Source organism: Halovivax sp. (genome assembly GCA_007119345.1).
Lineage (GTDB): Archaea > Halobacteriota > Halobacteria > Halobacteriales > Natrialbaceae > Halovivax.
Genome location: SKPV01000010.1, coordinates 14330 through 28774 on the forward strand (window position 1 = coordinate 14330; position 14445 = coordinate 28774).

At 67.3% G+C, this 14445-nt stretch carries 12 protein-coding genes; 6 read left to right on the forward strand and 6 right to left on the reverse strand.

The window, feature by feature from the left end:
* Window positions 1-31: 31 nt before the first annotated feature.
* Window positions 32-724, forward strand: a complete 693-nt coding sequence (locus QZT59_RS00685) for a hypothetical protein (RefSeq protein ID WP_290810038.1) — start codon at window positions 32-34, stop codon at window positions 722-724.
* 114 nt (window positions 725-838) lie between these two features.
* On the opposite strand, the gene QZT59_RS00690 is transcribed toward QZT59_RS00685, so the two are convergent.
* The 3 genes from QZT59_RS00690 to sppA form a co-directional block, all read right to left on the reverse strand.
* Window positions 839-1564 (reverse strand): diphthine--ammonia ligase, encoded by a 726-nt coding sequence (locus tag QZT59_RS00690; protein ID WP_290810040.1) that lies wholly within the window; start codon window positions 1562-1564, stop codon window positions 839-841.
* A gap of 91 nt (window positions 1565-1655) precedes the next feature.
* Window positions 1656-2813: a DUF373 family protein gene (locus QZT59_RS00695; protein WP_290810042.1), complete on the reverse strand. Its 1158-nt coding sequence runs from the start codon at window positions 2811-2813 to the stop codon at window positions 1656-1658.
* Between the two features lie 334 nt (window positions 2814-3147).
* Window positions 3148-4155 carry a signal peptide peptidase SppA gene (sppA, locus tag QZT59_RS00700; protein WP_290810150.1) on the reverse strand — a complete coding sequence of 336 codons (1008 nt, stop codon included), beginning with the start codon at window positions 4153-4155 and terminating at the stop codon, window positions 3148-3150.
* Between the two features lie 382 nt (window positions 4156-4537).
* On the opposite strand from sppA, the gene QZT59_RS00705 reads away from it, so the two are divergent.
* The gene (locus QZT59_RS00705) at window positions 4538-4849 is read left to right on the forward strand and encodes a HalOD1 output domain-containing protein (protein WP_290810044.1); all 312 of its coding nucleotides are present in this window, start codon (window positions 4538-4540) and stop codon (window positions 4847-4849) included.
* Window positions 4850-5238: 389 nt separating this feature from the next.
* Here QZT59_RS00705 and QZT59_RS00710 read toward each other — a convergent pair whose 3' ends face one another.
* Together QZT59_RS00710 and QZT59_RS00715 are read right to left on the reverse strand one after the other, a co-directional pair.
* On the reverse strand, window positions 5239-6120 hold the full coding sequence (locus QZT59_RS00710) for a coiled-coil protein (RefSeq protein WP_290810046.1): 882 nt from the start codon (window positions 6118-6120) through the stop codon (window positions 5239-5241).
* Window positions 6121-6360: 240 nt separating this feature from the next.
* Window positions 6361-8220, reverse strand: coding sequence for a glycoside hydrolase family 2 (locus tag QZT59_RS00715; protein ID WP_290810048.1), 1860 nt, complete (start codon window positions 8218-8220; stop codon window positions 6361-6363).
* Window positions 8221-8407: 187 nt separating this feature from the next.
* Between QZT59_RS00715 and QZT59_RS00720 the strand changes: the two genes are divergently transcribed.
* The 4 genes from QZT59_RS00720 (at window position 8408) to QZT59_RS00735 (ending at window position 14124) form a co-directional block, all read left to right on the forward strand.
* Complete coding sequence (locus tag QZT59_RS00720) at window positions 8408-8833, forward strand: DUF5791 family protein (RefSeq protein WP_290810050.1); 426 nt, start codon at window positions 8408-8410, stop codon at window positions 8831-8833.
* A gap of 195 nt (window positions 8834-9028) precedes the next feature.
* Window positions 9029-11776: an aconitate hydratase AcnA gene (gene acnA / locus QZT59_RS00725; protein ID WP_290810052.1), complete on the forward strand. Its 2748-nt coding sequence runs from the start codon at window positions 9029-9031 to the stop codon at window positions 11774-11776.
* A 90-nt stretch (window positions 11777-11866) separates the two neighbouring features.
* On the forward strand, window positions 11867-12763 hold the full coding sequence (locus tag QZT59_RS00730; RefSeq protein ID WP_290810054.1) for an SDR family oxidoreductase: 897 nt from the start codon (window positions 11867-11869) through the stop codon (window positions 12761-12763).
* Between the two features lie 158 nt (window positions 12764-12921).
* A complete protein-coding gene (locus QZT59_RS00735; protein ID WP_290810056.1) occupies window positions 12922-14124 on the forward strand; it encodes a bifunctional oligoribonuclease/PAP phosphatase NrnA in 1203 nt (400 codons plus the stop codon).
* 89 nt (window positions 14125-14213) lie between these two features.
* Here the strand turns inward: QZT59_RS00735 and QZT59_RS00740 are convergent, their stop codons facing one another.
* Window positions 14214-14384 (reverse strand): HVO_0758 family zinc finger protein, encoded by a 171-nt coding sequence (locus tag QZT59_RS00740; RefSeq protein WP_290810058.1) that lies wholly within the window; start codon window positions 14382-14384, stop codon window positions 14214-14216.
* Between the last annotated feature and the right edge of the window lie 61 nt (window positions 14385-14445).

Consider the following 14445-nt stretch of genomic DNA (forward strand, 5'->3'; position numbering starts at 1 on the left):
GGGGTCGGTCTGTGATAGATCGATTCACGAAATGGCGTCCGCCCAAGACGTCCTCGATCGGTACGCAGACGGAACGCCGTACGCCGAGCTCGCGCGCGCGTTCCTCGAACTCGATCGATGGACGGGAGACGATCCGGTGTTGCTCCTCGCCGAGACCGCCGCCGCGACGACCGGTCAGCGATTCGAAACGGGCGTCAAGCCAGCAGTGGGGCGCTTTCGCGACGCGTTCGTCGAGAACGGACGCGTTAGTTCGTTCGCCGACCTGGCCGCGATCGAGCCGGACGACGAGGCACTGGTCGAGGCCTTCGGTGCCCAGCGAAAGCGCCGCGTCCTCGTCGAAGGTGCCGCGAGACTGGACGACCGGAAGGAAGCGGACGATCTCGACGCGTTGACGGGGTGGGCCGCTGGGGCCGACCCGTATCGATATCGGGAGGATCCGATCGGCTCGATATCCGGCGTCGGCCCGTCCAGCTTCCAGTACCTCCGGATGCTCGCGGGCGTCGACGCGGCAAGGCCGGATCCGGACGTGACGCGGCTGGTAGAGGCCGTCGACGCGGAACTGGCCGACTCGCCCCTCGACGCCTCGGAACCGCTCCGGGCGATCGCCTCCTGCGAGTGGCTGGCCGTGGAGAGTTCCTACCGACCGATAGAGATCGACCGGATCGCCTGGTGGACGTACGCGGACGAAACCGAGCGGGCGGGGGTCCGCGACGAGTCCGCGTGAACCCGCAATCCGGTGGTGACGCGAACCGACGATGTGGCGAACGACGCGAACCGACGATGTGGCGAACGACGCGAACCGACGATTCCGACCACGGGGGCAAGAAAGCCGGCAGGCTCACCCCAGCCGTGCCTCGGTCACCCTGATCGAGCCGCGCGATCCGTCCCACTCGGTCTCGTAGGTTAGATCGATCCGGCGGTCCATGTGGGGCCCGTCGACGACCATCGTCTCGTACTCGCCGCCCTCGCCCAGGAGGTGGACTCCGTACTCCTCGCCGAGGGTCTCGAGCTCGGCGAGCGCCGCCGCGTCGATCGTTCGGCCCAGCCAGGTCTCGTCGAGGCCGGCCGCGGCCACCTGCACGATCACGATCTCGAATCCCGCTTCCAGCATGTCCTCGGCGAGGGAGCGCGGATCCTCCCGCCAGAGCGGGGCGAGGAGGTCGCAGCCGAGCCGGTCGCAAACGCCTTCGATCCGACTCGTCTGGTACTCGCTCTCGACGGCGCCGGCCACGAGGCCTCGAATTCCACCGGGCAGATCCTCGTCCAGGTTCCGAAGCGCGGACTCCAGGGGCACCACTTCGGCGTCCCCCTGCCTGCCGGACTCGACCGCCGACTCGGCCTCGAAATCCGACGGCTCGACGGCGACCGTCGGGATGCCGATACTCTCTGCGGCGAGCGTCGCCAGTTCGGTCGCCGGGACGTGGTACATGTACGAGTCTCCGTCGGGGTGGACGGTTACCAGGCGTTCGACGTCGAGCCCGCGCTCGAGCGCACAATAGAGCGCCCAGGAAGAGTCCTTCCCGCCGGAGAAGAGCGCGACCCACCCGCCGGTCTCCTCGGTCATACGAACCGATTCGCTCGGACGAGCAAAGGAGTGACGTTATGCGGCAGGCCGATCACGGAGTCCTCGGCGCACGGACCGCCTCCGCCGTCGATCAATCGGAATCAGGGCCGTCGGCGAGTTCCGGTTCGTCGATGGACGGTCCGGTCAGGTACGACGCGAAGCGGACGCCCACGATACTCAGGACGAACGCGACCGCGACGTAGAAGGCCAGGCGCTCGCTCGCGGAGACGGCGAAGCTCGAAATCTCGACGACGCCGAACTCGATGGTCGGCACGACGAGCGGCTCGATGACGCCCTGTTGCTCGAGGAAGAACGCCGAGAAGCCGCGGATCACGAGCCCGACCGAGACGACGACGAACGGGAGGTTCAGGTACGACCGCCGCAGCGGTTCGTCGCGGATCAGCTCGTCGAGCAGCCGACCCGCGCTGGCGACGAGGGCCGCCATCGCCAGCCACGGCACGCTGTCGAACGCGAACTGCATCGCGGGGATGACGATCCCGTGCGTGTCACCGAGGCCGGAGACGCCCAGACCGCCGGCGAACAGGCCGACGAGGGTCAATCCGGCCGCGACGACGTACGTGACGACCGACACCTGCCCGGAGTAAAGCGACTCCCGGGCCCGGATCGCGAACGCGGTGAGGATCTCGTCGACGCTGAAGCCCTTGTAGAGCAAGAAGAGGCCGATTACCGTGGTGATGGCCGCGGCTCCCTCGGCCGGTCCGACGACGGTCGCGAGCATCGGGAACACGAGCAGCGTCAGGCCGATGGGAACGAGGATGGTCTGGCGAAGTTCCTCGTCGCCGAGAAACTGCTTCAGCAGGTAGTACGTCGACTCGATGTCCCTGGCCTGTCTGACCACGACCCGGTCGACGGAGTCGACGCGGACGCGGCTCTCGACGATCGGCACCAGCCGCTCGTCGTCCGCGCTGTCGATGACGACCACGGCCGAATCGGGATCGTGCTCGTCGACGAGATCGTCGAGCTGGCGGGCGACCGCGCGATCCGCGCTCACCATCGACTCACGGTCCCCCGAGACGACGGCGACGACGACGGCCTCGTCGTCGTCGCGCAGCTGCTGGGCGACCCGAAGCGTCTCCAGCAGGGCGTTCACCCCCGAGTCTTCGGGATCCGCGAGTCCGACGTCCGTCACGAGCGCGCGGACCGCCTCCCAGCCGACGACCGGCGTGGCGAGCCCGGTCCGGCGACCGACGTCGTCGCTTCGATCCAAGCACACGACCAGGGTGGTCACTGTGCTGACCCATGCCCCCGCGTAGGTAAAATCCTTTACCTCCCGCCCGACCGTCAGTCCCGCCGATACGTGTCTGCCCGCGGTCGGGCGACGCCGTCGGTCCGATGATCCACCGCCACGTGCGTCGAGGACGCAGCCATCGGACCATCGTCGGCGGTGCGCCCGCCGCCTCTCACAGCGTCCACGAGAGACAGCCCCCCATCGTCGGGACGACCCGCCACTCCTCTCCACCGGGACGGCTCCCTCACCCCCATCGTCGAGACGGCTCGATAGCCCCCATCGTCGAGACGGCTCGCTAACCCCCGGTCGATACGGCCAGCGCCCGCCGTCATCGTTACGGGCGTTCCGTCCGCAGGCGAAACTCCCGTTCGTCGGCGACGCCGGCGATCCCCGCACCCAGCGCGTACGCCACGCGCTCGGCGCTCGCACCCATCCGCTGGACCAGCGGCCGGTCCGGTTCGAACGCTTCGACCGTCACCTCGTCCCGACCCAGGCGGTCGGCGATCGCGGCTTCGACGTCCTCGCGGGTCCCGAGCTCGTCGACGAGCCCGAGGTCGTGTGCGCGTGCGCCGAGGTAGATCCTCGCTTCCGTCTCGCGAACGGCGTCGGGATCGAGATCGCGCCCCTCGCTAACTCGGTCGACGAAGTGGTCGTAGTATTCGTCGACGATTCCCTGCAGGTACGCACGATCGTCGTCGTCGAGTTCCTTCAACGGCAGGCCGGCGTCCTTGTACTCGCCGGCGGTGAACTGCTCGTAGTCGAGGCCGATCCGGTCGGCGAGTTCGCTCGCGTTGAGCCGCGAGCCGATGACCCCGATCGATCCGACGATCGATCCCTCTCGGGCCCAGAGTTCGTCGCAGCCGCTCGCGATCCAGTAGCCCCCGCTGGCGCAGGTGTCGGTCGTGTAGGCGATCGTCGGGCCGTCGAAGCGGTCGGCGGCCAGCCTGATGTCGTCGGACGGGACGACCTCCCCGCCCGGCGTGTTGAGCTTCACCAGCAGCGCGTCGACGGAGCCGTCGTCGTTCGCCCGGTCGATCTGCTCGACGAGATCGTCCGCGCTGGCCGAGTTCGGACGACTGGGTAGCGGTCCGCCCCCGCCGCCGTCGCGCGTGATCGGACCCTCGACGGCGACCTCCGCGACGTCGTACGACGGAACGATCGAACGGGCGATGCCACCGGCGACCCTGATGCCGGCGATCACGACGACGAGCGTGATCACGACGCCGAACAGGTCCGTGAGCGTCTCCGGCCAGACGACGAACAGCGCCAGGGCGGCGACGGCGACGATCGTCACGCCCACCAGCACCACCGCGAGCCGGCTCAATCGACGGAGGTTATCCACGGTCGGCACCTCGGAACATACGAATGGCTGGGGGGCCCAAGGTGTTAATGACTGCCGTTCCGGCCGCGAGCCGCCGATCGGTGGGCACCGTACGGACCTGCAACAGTCGAGAGTCGACGGCCGTCGCATCCGAAGCGTTCGGACTGTTGATCCCCAGGTCGTCCGCGCCGCCGACGATTCGCTCCCACGGTCCGCGGCGACGCCGCGCGGCCGACGTTCCGTAAGACACCGCTCGGTGCGGAACCGCACCCCGTGACCGACCAACGATTATTTTGTACGACAACGGGTAGAAAATTGTCTGACAGGGTTTTATGCCGATCCCTCGCATACGGTACTTCTCCCTGTCACGCGACGAGACAGTCAGTGATCGGGGGACGAAATCATGAACGCCACAAACGGTAACTCCCACGGAGCGAAACCGAAGCCGAGGACCGCGACGACGATCCGACACGACTGGGACGAAGACGATTCGCTCGCCGTCACGATCGTCTCCGCGATCGCCCGCCTCGCGGGTACCGAACCGGAGGACGTGCCCCAGCTCTACGAACGGATCGACCCCGACAGCCTGGAAGCGCTGTTCGCGCCGAGTCGACGCGGCGGCGTCCGCAACGGCGGACACCTCTGGTTCTCCCTCGACGAATACGGCGTGACCGTCTACGGCGACGGAACCGTCATCGTGCGCCGACTCGAGTGAACCGACCATCGACGACGGTCGATCCGCCCTCGCTCCAGCCGCGATGCCGACGCCGACCTCGAGATCGGCTGGTCGACCTGCACAGTACCGGACCGATCGGCCCGTTCATCACCGTGCCCGAAAGAAGGATGACGCCACTCGAGACACGACGCTCGGCGATAGATTAGTTCGTGCCGCTCGAGACCCGTCGCTCGGCGGCGTAATAGATCGCATCGGTCGAGACCCGTCGCTCGGCGGCGTAATAGATCGCATCGGTCGAGACCCGTCGCTCGGCGGCGTAATAGATCGCATCGGTCGAGACCCGTCGCTCGGCGGAGAAACGGACGGTGCGAACGGAGACGCGCCGCTCGTCGGCGAATTCGGAAAACGACCTACTGACTATTCCGCGATCAGAGCAGCCCCGTCTTCTGGAGCTTCATCAGGTCCTCGGTGTCGAGGGTCTCGCCCTCCTTGAACTTCTGGTAGATCTCCTCGGCTTCCTCCTTGGCCGCCTCCTTCTTTTTGTCGCGAGCGGACTTGCGCTGCTCTTCTTCCTGCTTGTCCATCTCGCGGAGACGCTTCTGGACGCGCACGAAGTCCTCGTGGTGCTGGTCGGCGGCCTCCTGGGCCTCGACGAACTTCTCGTGCATGTCGTCGGCGTCGTCGCGGATGTCGTCGGCCTCGCGGTAGGCCTCGATCATCTGGTTGTGGTGCTCCTGGGCCTGGTCCGCCAGCTCGGTCACCTTCTGGTGGTGCTGGGAGGCGTCAGATCGGACTTCCTCGGCTTCCCGGCGGAGGTCCTCGAGTTCGGAGCTACCCTCGAGCTTTTCCTTGCGGTCGGCGTACTCCTCTCGCTTGGCCTCGATCTTCTCGATGAGTTCGCGTTCCTCCTCGCTGGAGAGGACCTCGGTCTGCTGCTTGAACTCGAGTTGCTCGATGTCCTCTTTGAGCTCGTCGAGGTCTTTCCCCTCGTCGAGCTCCATGTCGGATTTGAGGTTGTCGACCTTGTCGAAGAGCTCGTTGGCCTTCGCGTTGAGTTCGTTACGCCGTTCTTTGTGCTCCTGGACCTGTTCGTTGAGCTCGTCGCGCTTCTCGCGGTGCTCTTGGGCTTCGTCGACCTTCTCGCGCGTCTTCGCGTTGAGGTCGTCGCGCTTCGAGGCGCGTTCGGAAGCCATCTGGTTCAGCTCGTTTCGCCGGTCTCGCAGTTGACCGGCCTTCTTGATAAGCTGCCCCTTCGATTTGTTTTCGAGGTCGTCCTCCGTCAGTTCGATGTTCTTCGATTCGTCTACCATGTGTTCGTACCTCTGTGCCAAACCCGCACCGGGGACGGCGTCCGCTCGCATCGGGCGAGACTTCGGTGAATAAGAGTCCCTGTCATCGATCGTCGAGCGATACGCGCCCAGCCGGTGGCGCTCTGGTATCCCAAGGTACCGTCGCTCGCAATTTAAAGCTACCGGTATAGCACCCTGTGAAAACCGTTAGCAAGGGGCTCGACGCGCCTCCCGCCCGCCGACGGCGTCGGGGGCGGGAGCTTATAACGGATATCGGTTACGGATCCGACGGTCGCCGACGACGAGTTCCACGAGCAGCTCGTCCGCGTCGCGCGGCGCCGACACCGTTCCGACTTCCGTCCTGGCATACGCGTCCGCGGAGGCAGCCAGGGAGCCGTCGCGGTCGCCGGCGTGCCACCGGACCGCGGCCTCGACGGCCGCGGCCGTATCGTTGACCAGGTGCAACGTTGCGGTTTCGCCCGCCGTCGGACGTCCATCGACGACCGTCTGGATCGGTTCGAAAGACTCGGCGAGGGCTTCGTACGCCGGTTTCGCCGTTCCTTCTGCGTCGATCACGCCCCGACCGCCGTCGGACGACGCGTCCGCGAGCGCGTCGGCGACGACGATCCCGCAACCACGTCGGCGCAACGACTCGGCAACCGTCTTCAGTACCGCGACCTGGTGGGTGCGCGACGATTCGGCGTTGAGGCCGCGTGCGCGAAGCACTCGCGCGTCGAGTTCGCCGATTCCCGCGTCGTCGTCGACTCCCGCGTCGTCCCGTACCGTCGCCGCGCCGAATCCGACGGCGGCGCGTGCGATCGCCGGGTAGCGTTCCAGCAGCCACTCGACGTCAGACGGATCGAGGTAACCCCAGCCGGGGGAGATCGCCCACGCGTCCGCGTCGGTCCCCGGCGGACCGGTCACGGGTATCGCGTCGACGTGGGGCGGGAGCGTCGACTCGACCGCCACCCACGATCCGGCGGCGTCCGCTCGCCAGGCCCGCCATCTGATCGCGAGTTTCGCTCGCAAGCCCGAACCCAGCGGCGAATCGAAGGGATCGGGTCCGATCTCCCGGATTCCGAGCGTCGCGAAACTCGGGTGGCGGTCGAAGTGCTCGACCATACGCTCGCCGGTCGCCGCGGCGCGCTCCTGGTCCCCGTCGCTCGGTTCGGGCAGTCCCTGCCAGACGAGCAGACCCGCTTCGTCGCACGCGTCGTAGACGGCGGACGGCGGGACGTGCGCCGGGAATCGAAGCAGGTTCGCGTTCGCCTCGGCCGCCCGGTCGACCAGTTCCTGATCGGCGGTGTCCGGAAGAACGGTCAGTCCGCGGGCGCGCAGGCGATGACCGTTGACGACGAACCCGCCCTCGTCCCGCTCGATACGTCGGAATCCGACGGATCGTTCGATCGAGTCGTCGCCGAACTTCGCCCGCAGGGTGTATCGGTGCTGCGGACCGAGTTTGCCCGGCCACCACAGCGACGGATCTCGTACCTCGATGCGTTTTTCGACGCGCACCCGCTCGCCGGCCGCGCCCTCGACCGTCGCGCGCGCCATCGAACCCCCGCCGCGAAAGCCCTCCGGCCGGAGCGAGAACGTCACGCTGTCGGCGATCGATTCGCCCGCGTCCACCACGAGCGTCGCGTCGAGTACCGCACGGTCGTCCGTCAGTCGAGGCCGGACGCGGAGATCACGCAGGAACGACGGCGGTCGCCGCGAGACCGACACGCCGCCACGGATGCCAGGGACGGCGGCGTCGGCAACCGCGGCGGTCGATTCGATCGCCGCCGTGGCCGCAGACGGTTCGCAGACGATCACGAGCTCGTTCTCCTCGCGCGGGTCGAACTCGAATCGCGCCGGCGTGAACGGGCAGTCGTGGTCGCCGAGGTATTCGTCGTTGATCCACACGCGCGCGTGGCCACGTACTCCCCGAAATTCGACGATCGCTCGCTCGGTCCCGACCCGACGAGGGTCCGGAAATCGTCGACGGTAGGCGATCGGCGCGGCCGCGTCGACGAACTGGCTCGATCGCCCGGGCACCGTGACGGGCTCCCACTCCGCGACCGACGGCGGCGCCTCGTCGTCCGTGGACTCGACGACGCCGCCACTCCACTTGCCAGCCATCATCACAACGAGTGAACGCCGACCAGATAGCTGTTCCGACGGTCGATCGGGGCTGACGGTTCGAGGGCATCGTTTGCGGGTATCGCATCCCGCCGGCGCGCGATCGACCGTCGCCCGGGGACTGCCGTCCCCTCACACCTCGGTCGCGATAACAACGCCTTTCCACCCCGCTCACCACACTCTGGGTATGTTCTACGAGCAACGCATGTCGGTCCCCGAAACGCCGGTGGACCTCCGCGCGGAGTACGACGATGCGCTGGCGAGCGTCGTCCGCGAGGTCGGCGTCACGGCCGCCGAATCCGGAACGGATGTCGATTCGGAGACACTCGAGTCGCTCGCCGCGGGCGAATCGCCGCCGCTCTCGGTACGGGAGGCGGCGGAGATACTCGCGCTGCAGGACGGCGAACCGGACGGCGAGACGATCGTCGTGGAGGCGTGCGAGCACCTCCTCCTCGGCATGTCGACGGCGGTCCTCGACGTCGAAACGCTGGCGAGCCACGTCGCTCTCGACCTCGATCCGAAAGAGATCCAACAGAAGATCGAACGGCGCGCGCCGATGTCGTTCGACGAGTACGTCCACCTGCAGCACGCGATCGCCGATCGGGCGCCGTAAGAGCAGCACGCGATCGCCGATCGGCCGCCGAAAGCCGTCGACCGACCGCTGTAACCGTCGGCCGACCGCTGTAACCGTCGACCGGCCGCCTCTATTCGACCCGCCGAAGCGCCTGGTCCCGTAACACAGGGGGCGTACATCGGGGCTTCGACGGATATGGGTGGATTGAAATGTGGCCGCTGGCTAAGATTCCTAATGGCAGTAGACGACGTTTCGGACGCCATTCGGACGTTCGAACACGACGGAACGGAGTACAAGATCGCCGATCTCACCGTTCTCGAGGAGGCGGGGCTCTGCGAACTCGACCGGCTCCCGGTGAGCATCCGGGTGATGCTCGAGTCCGTCCTCAGAAACGCCGACGGCGACGCCATCGATCTCGACGATGTGAAGAACGCGGCCTCATGGAAACCGGACGTCCCCGACGCTGAGGTCCCGTTCACGGTCTCGCGGGTCGTGTTGCAGGACCTCACCGGCGTGCCCGCGGTCGTGGATCTGGCCGCGCTCCGATCCGCCGCGGAGCGCAAGGACGTCGACCCGACCGTCGTCGAACCGGAGGTCCCATGTGACCTCGTGATCGACCACAGCGTCCAGGTCGACTACTTCGGCAGCGGCGACGCCTACGAGAAGAACGTCGAACTCGAGTACGAGCGCAACGAGGAGCGCTACCGGGCGATCAAGTGGGCCGAGGGCGCGTTCGAGAACTTCAACGTCGTACCCCCGGGAACCGGAATCGTCCACCAGGTGAACTTAGAGCACCTGGGGCGGGTGGTCCACGACCGGGAGATCGACGGCGAACGCTGGCTGCTGCCCGACACCCTGGTCGGCACCGACAGCCACACCCCGATGATCGGGGGAATCGGCGTCGTCGGCTGGGGCGTCGGCGGCATCGAGGCCGAGGCAGCGCTGCTCGGCCAGCCGATCACCATGTCGTTGCCCGAGGTCGTCGGCGTCCGACTGTCCGGCGAGCTCCCCGAGGGCGCGACGGCCACGGACCTCGTTCTTCACATCACCGAGCGCCTCCGCGAAGTCGGCGTGGTCGACAAGTTCGTCGAGTTCTTCGGACCGGGCGTCTCCCAGCTCTCGGTCGCCGACCGGGCGACCATCTCGAACATGGCCCCGGAACAGGGCTCGACCATCAGCATGTTCCCCGTCGACGAGAAGACCCTCGAGTACCTCGAGCTCACGGGCCGCGAGCCCGAACACGTCGACCTCGTCCGCGAGTACCTCGAAGCCCAGGGCCTGTTCGGCGAGCAGGACCCCGAGTACACCGAGGTCGTCGAGTTCGACCTCGGCGACGTCGAGCCGAGTCTGGCGGGCCACAAGAAACCACACGCCCGCATCCCGATGGGGGACATGGACGAGCACTTTCCGGCCCTGCTCGAGGAGGAGGGCGTCACGGGCGTCGGCGCCACGGGCGACGTCGGCGGCGACGGATCGGTGCTGGTCGAACGCGAGATCGACCTGGACGCGAAGGTACCGGTCGAACTCGAAGACGGTACCGAAGTCGAGATCGGACACGGGAGCGTCCTCGTCAGCGCGATCACGAGCTGTACGAACACCTCGAACCCGTCGGTGATGGTCGCCGCGGGCCTGCTCGCCCGCAACGCGGCCGAGAAGGGTCTCGAGGTTCCGGAGTACGTCAAGACGAGCCTCGCACCCGGCAGCCGCGTCGTCACGGAGTACCTCGACCGCGCCGACCTGCTCGACGACCTCGAGGAGCTCGGGTACCACGTCGTCGGCTACGGCTGTACGACCTGCATCGGAAACGCCGGTCCACTGGCCGAGCCGATCGAAGCCGCGATCGACGAGCACGACCTGTGGACGACGAGCGTCCTCTCAGGCAACCGCAACTTCGAGGCGCGTATTCACCCGAAGATCCGCGCGAACTACCTCGCGAGCCCGCCGCTGGTGGTCGCGTACGGCCTGGCCGGTAAGATGGACGTCGACCTCGAGAGCGAGCCGCTCGGTACCGGCGACGACGGCGAGGAGGTCTACCTCGAGGACGTCTGGCCCGACCCGGAGGAAGTTCGCGAGACGATCCACGAGAGCGTCTCCCCCGAGCTGTTCGAGGAGAAGTACGCGAGCGTCTTCGAGGGCGACGAACGCTGGGAGGAGCTTGCCGCACCCGCCGGTGCCGTCTACGAGTGGGACGACGAGTCCACGTACATACGCGAGCCGCCGTTCTTCCAGGACTTCCCGCTGGAGAAGCCCGGCGTCGAGAACGTCGCGGACGCTCGCTGCCTGCTGACGCTCGGCGACACGGTCACCACCGACCACATCAGCCCCGCTGGCCCGTTCGGCGAGGACCTGCCCGCGGGCCGATGGCTGAAAGAGCGCGGGGTCGAACCGTACGAGTTCAACACCTACGGCTCACGCCGGGGCAACCACGAGGTGATGATGCGTGGCACGTTCGCGAACGTCCGCATCGAGAACGAGATGCTCGACGGCGTGGAGGGTGGCTACACGATCCACCACCCGACGGGCGAGCAGACGACCGTCTACGACGCGAGCATGCGCTATCAGGAAGAAGAGACGCCGCTCGTCGTCCTCTCGGGCGAGGAGTTCGGCACCGGGTCCAGCCGCGACTGGGCGGCGAAGGGCACCGACCTGCTCGGAATCCGAGCCACGATCGCGAAGAGCTACGAGCGCATCTACCGCGACAACCTGATCGGGATGGGCGTCCTTCCGCTGCAGTTCGAAGACGGCGAGGGCTGGGAGGAACTCGGCCTCGACGGCACCGAGGTCTTCGCCATCGAGGGTCTCGAGGACGGACTCGAACCCAACCAGGTGCTGACCGTCACCGCGGAGACCGGAGACGGCGAGGCGGTCGAGTTCGACGTCACGGCGCAGGTGGCAACGCCCTCCGCCGTCGAGTACGTCGAGCACGGCGGGGTCCTCCACATGGTGCTGCGCCGGCTGCTGACCGAAGAGTCGGCTGCGTAGCCGACCGCTTCCCGTTTTGGAACCCTTCGCGTTCGTCGCCTCCGAAGCCGCGAGCGGTGCCGTTTTGGCCGCCCGGTCCACAGATCACGTATGCGCGTCGTCATACTCGGGTGCGGGTACGTGGGTCTCGAACTCGGCCGACAGCTCGAAGCGCGGGGTCACGAAGCGATCGGCGTCCGACGGTCGAAGGACGGCCTCGCGGCGATCGAGGACGCCGGGTTCGCGGCGGTTCGAGCCGACGCGACGGACCCGGACTCGCTGGAGGGAGTGCCGGACGCGGACGCCGTCGTTTTCGCCGCCAGCAGCGGCGGTCGAGGCGCCGAGACGGCCCGACGGGTCTACGTCGACGGCCTCCGGACGGCGATCGAGCACTTCGGCGAGCGGTCGAACCACCCGGATCGGCTGATCTACACCTCGTCGACCGGCGTCCACGGCGATCACGACGGGGACTGGGTCGACGAGGAGACGCCCATCGAGCCGACGACGCCCAAGACCGAGGTGCTCGCCGAGGCAGAGCGGATCGCCCTGGAGCGCGCGCCCGAGTTCGGCGTGGACGGCACCGTCGCACGGTACGCAGGGTTGTACGGTCCGGGTCGGTATCGCCTGGGGCGGTACCTGGACGGCCCGGTCACGGACGGGTACCTGAACATGGTCCACCGCGAGGACGCCGCCGGCTCGGTCCGCTACCTGCTCGAGGAGGCCCTCGTCCGTGGAGCGGTGGTCCAGGTGGTCGACGACGAGCCCGTCGACAAGTGGACGTTCGCGGACTGGCTCGCCGACCGCTGCGGCCGAGAATCGCCCCCCAAGCGGACGAAGGCCGAGCGCCTGGCCGAAGACGACCTCTCCGAGGCCGCCGAGCGCCGCATTCGAACGAGCAAACGCTGCTCGAACGAGTTCCTTCGGTCGCTCGGCTACGAGTTCGCGTTCCCCACCTACCGCGAAGGATACCGAGCGGCGGTCGACGGCTACCGGGCGGACTCCGAATGAGCTGGTAGATCGTCACTTACCGGGCAAAATCCGAGCGAGTCGTCGAGAAATTATCGAAAATCCGACGGACGGCGACGAGTTCGCGACGGACGCGGGCGGGGGACGGCCGATCCGTCGAACGGGGGAACTTTCATGGTCGGTGACTCGGAGAGTCAGATATGGACGTACGGTTCGCGGGTTCGACCGTCGACGATCCGGCCGGTCGGCAGGTACCGGCGGTCGAGACGGCCACGGAGACCCTCGGGGCCGTGGATCCGCTCTTGCTCTCTGCCGGGGTGCTCGGGGTCGCGCTGATCACCATCGCCGGCTGGTGGCTCGTCCGGTGGCTTCGTCGGCCCCCCGGCGTACGCCTCCAGCGGGTACTGGCCGGCCGCGACGAGGTCGCGATCCTGATGCATCCGAATCCGGATCCGGACGCGATGGCGTGTGCCATGGGCGTCGCGCGCGTCGCAGAGACGGTGGATACGGAGACGACGCTCCAGTATCCGGGCCAAATTCGCCACCAGGAGAACCGAGCCTTCCGGACGGTGCTCGACCTCGACCTGGAACAGATCGAGTCAAAATCGGAACTCGCGGCCGATGACGTCGTCCTCGTCGATCACAACACGGCCCGGGGATTCACCGGCGCGCAATCGGTCGAGCCGATCGCCGTTATCGATCACCACCCCGGGAACGGTGCCGGCACGGAGTTCACCGACGTCCGATCCGAGTACGGCGCCGCTTCCACGATCTTCGCCGAGTACCTCCGGGAGATCGGCGCGACCCTCGAGGCGGAGGTCGAAGAGGGAGGCGCTGACGGCCCGCTCGTCTCCGAGGCGCTCGCGACGGGATTGCTCTACGGCATCCAGTCCGACACCAATCAGCTGACCAAAGGGTGCACCGAGGCCGAGTTCGACGCCGCCGCGTTCCTGTTCCGGGGGATCGACGAGGATCTCCTCGACCGGATCGCCAATCCGCAGGTTTCGGACGAAGTGCTCCAGACGAAAGCGGAGGCCATCCTGAACAAGCGGGTCGACGGCTCGTTCGCCATCTGCGACGTCGGCGAGACGGGAAACGTCGACGCCATCCCGCAGGCGGCGGACGAGCTGATGCACCTGGAAGGCGTCACCGCCGTCGTCGTCTTCGGCGAGCACGACGGAACGCTGCACCTCTCTGGGCGGTCCCGCGACGATCGGGTCCACATGGGGGAAACGCTCCGACACGCGGTGAGCGACATTCCGATGGCGTCTGCCGGCGGACACGCGCGCATGGGAGGCGGTCAGCTCTCGGTCGAACACATGAACGGAATCGGCCCGTCCGACGGGATCAGCAAGAGCGATTTCGAAGCCCGACTGTTCTCTTCGCTATCGGGCGAGCGGTGAACGGACGAGGAGACGCTCGACGGGGCGAGTGGCCGGACGCGCGAACGGGCCGAACTCTCGCCGCGCTCGCGTTCGGAACGCGAGACCGCTCAGCGGATCTCCTTCCACTCTTTGCCGCAGTCCGGACAGCGCCTGATCGTCGTGATCGAGTCGGGATCGTTCTCCGTCTTCAGCGATTTCTCGCAGTCCGCGCAGGTGATCCGCTCGTAGGTGTCTTTGACCAATTCGCCCTCGCGCAGTGCCTTCCGGATCGATTTCATGTTCCGGCGTTACGAAGGAGGGGGAGAAAAAGACCGGGGTCAGGCGGTTGCCATTTCGATT

Bases quoted from the DNA above. Each gene is read 5' to 3' on its own strand.
- QZT59_RS00735 (WP_290810056.1), top strand. From the start codon at position 12,922: ATGGACGTACGGTTCGCGGGTTCGACCGTCGACGATCCGGCCGGTCGG.
- QZT59_RS00740 (WP_290810058.1), bottom strand. From the start codon at position 14,384: ATGAAATCGATCCGGAAGGCACTGCGCGAGGGCGAATTGGTCAAAGAC.
- acnA (WP_290810052.1), top strand. From the start codon at position 9,029: ATGGCAGTAGACGACGTTTCGGACGCCATTCGGACGTTCGAACACGAC.
- QZT59_RS00710 (WP_290810046.1), bottom strand. From the start codon at position 6,120: ATGGTAGACGAATCGAAGAACATCGAACTGACGGAGGACGACCTCGAA.
- QZT59_RS00685 (WP_290810038.1), top strand. From the start codon at position 32: ATGGCGTCCGCCCAAGACGTCCTCGATCGGTACGCAGACGGAACGCCG.
- QZT59_RS00715 (WP_290810048.1), bottom strand. From the start codon at position 8,220: ATGGCTGGCAAGTGGAGTGGCGGCGTCGTCGAGTCCACGGACGACGAG.
- QZT59_RS00720 (WP_290810050.1), top strand. From the start codon at position 8,408: ATGTTCTACGAGCAACGCATGTCGGTCCCCGAAACGCCGGTGGACCTC.
- QZT59_RS00690 (WP_290810040.1), bottom strand. From the start codon at position 1,564: ATGACCGAGGAGACCGGCGGGTGGGTCGCGCTCTTCTCCGGCGGGAAG.
- QZT59_RS00705 (WP_290810044.1), top strand. From the start codon at position 4,538: ATGAACGCCACAAACGGTAACTCCCACGGAGCGAAACCGAAGCCGAGG.
- QZT59_RS00730 (WP_290810054.1), top strand. From the start codon at position 11,867: ATGCGCGTCGTCATACTCGGGTGCGGGTACGTGGGTCTCGAACTCGGC.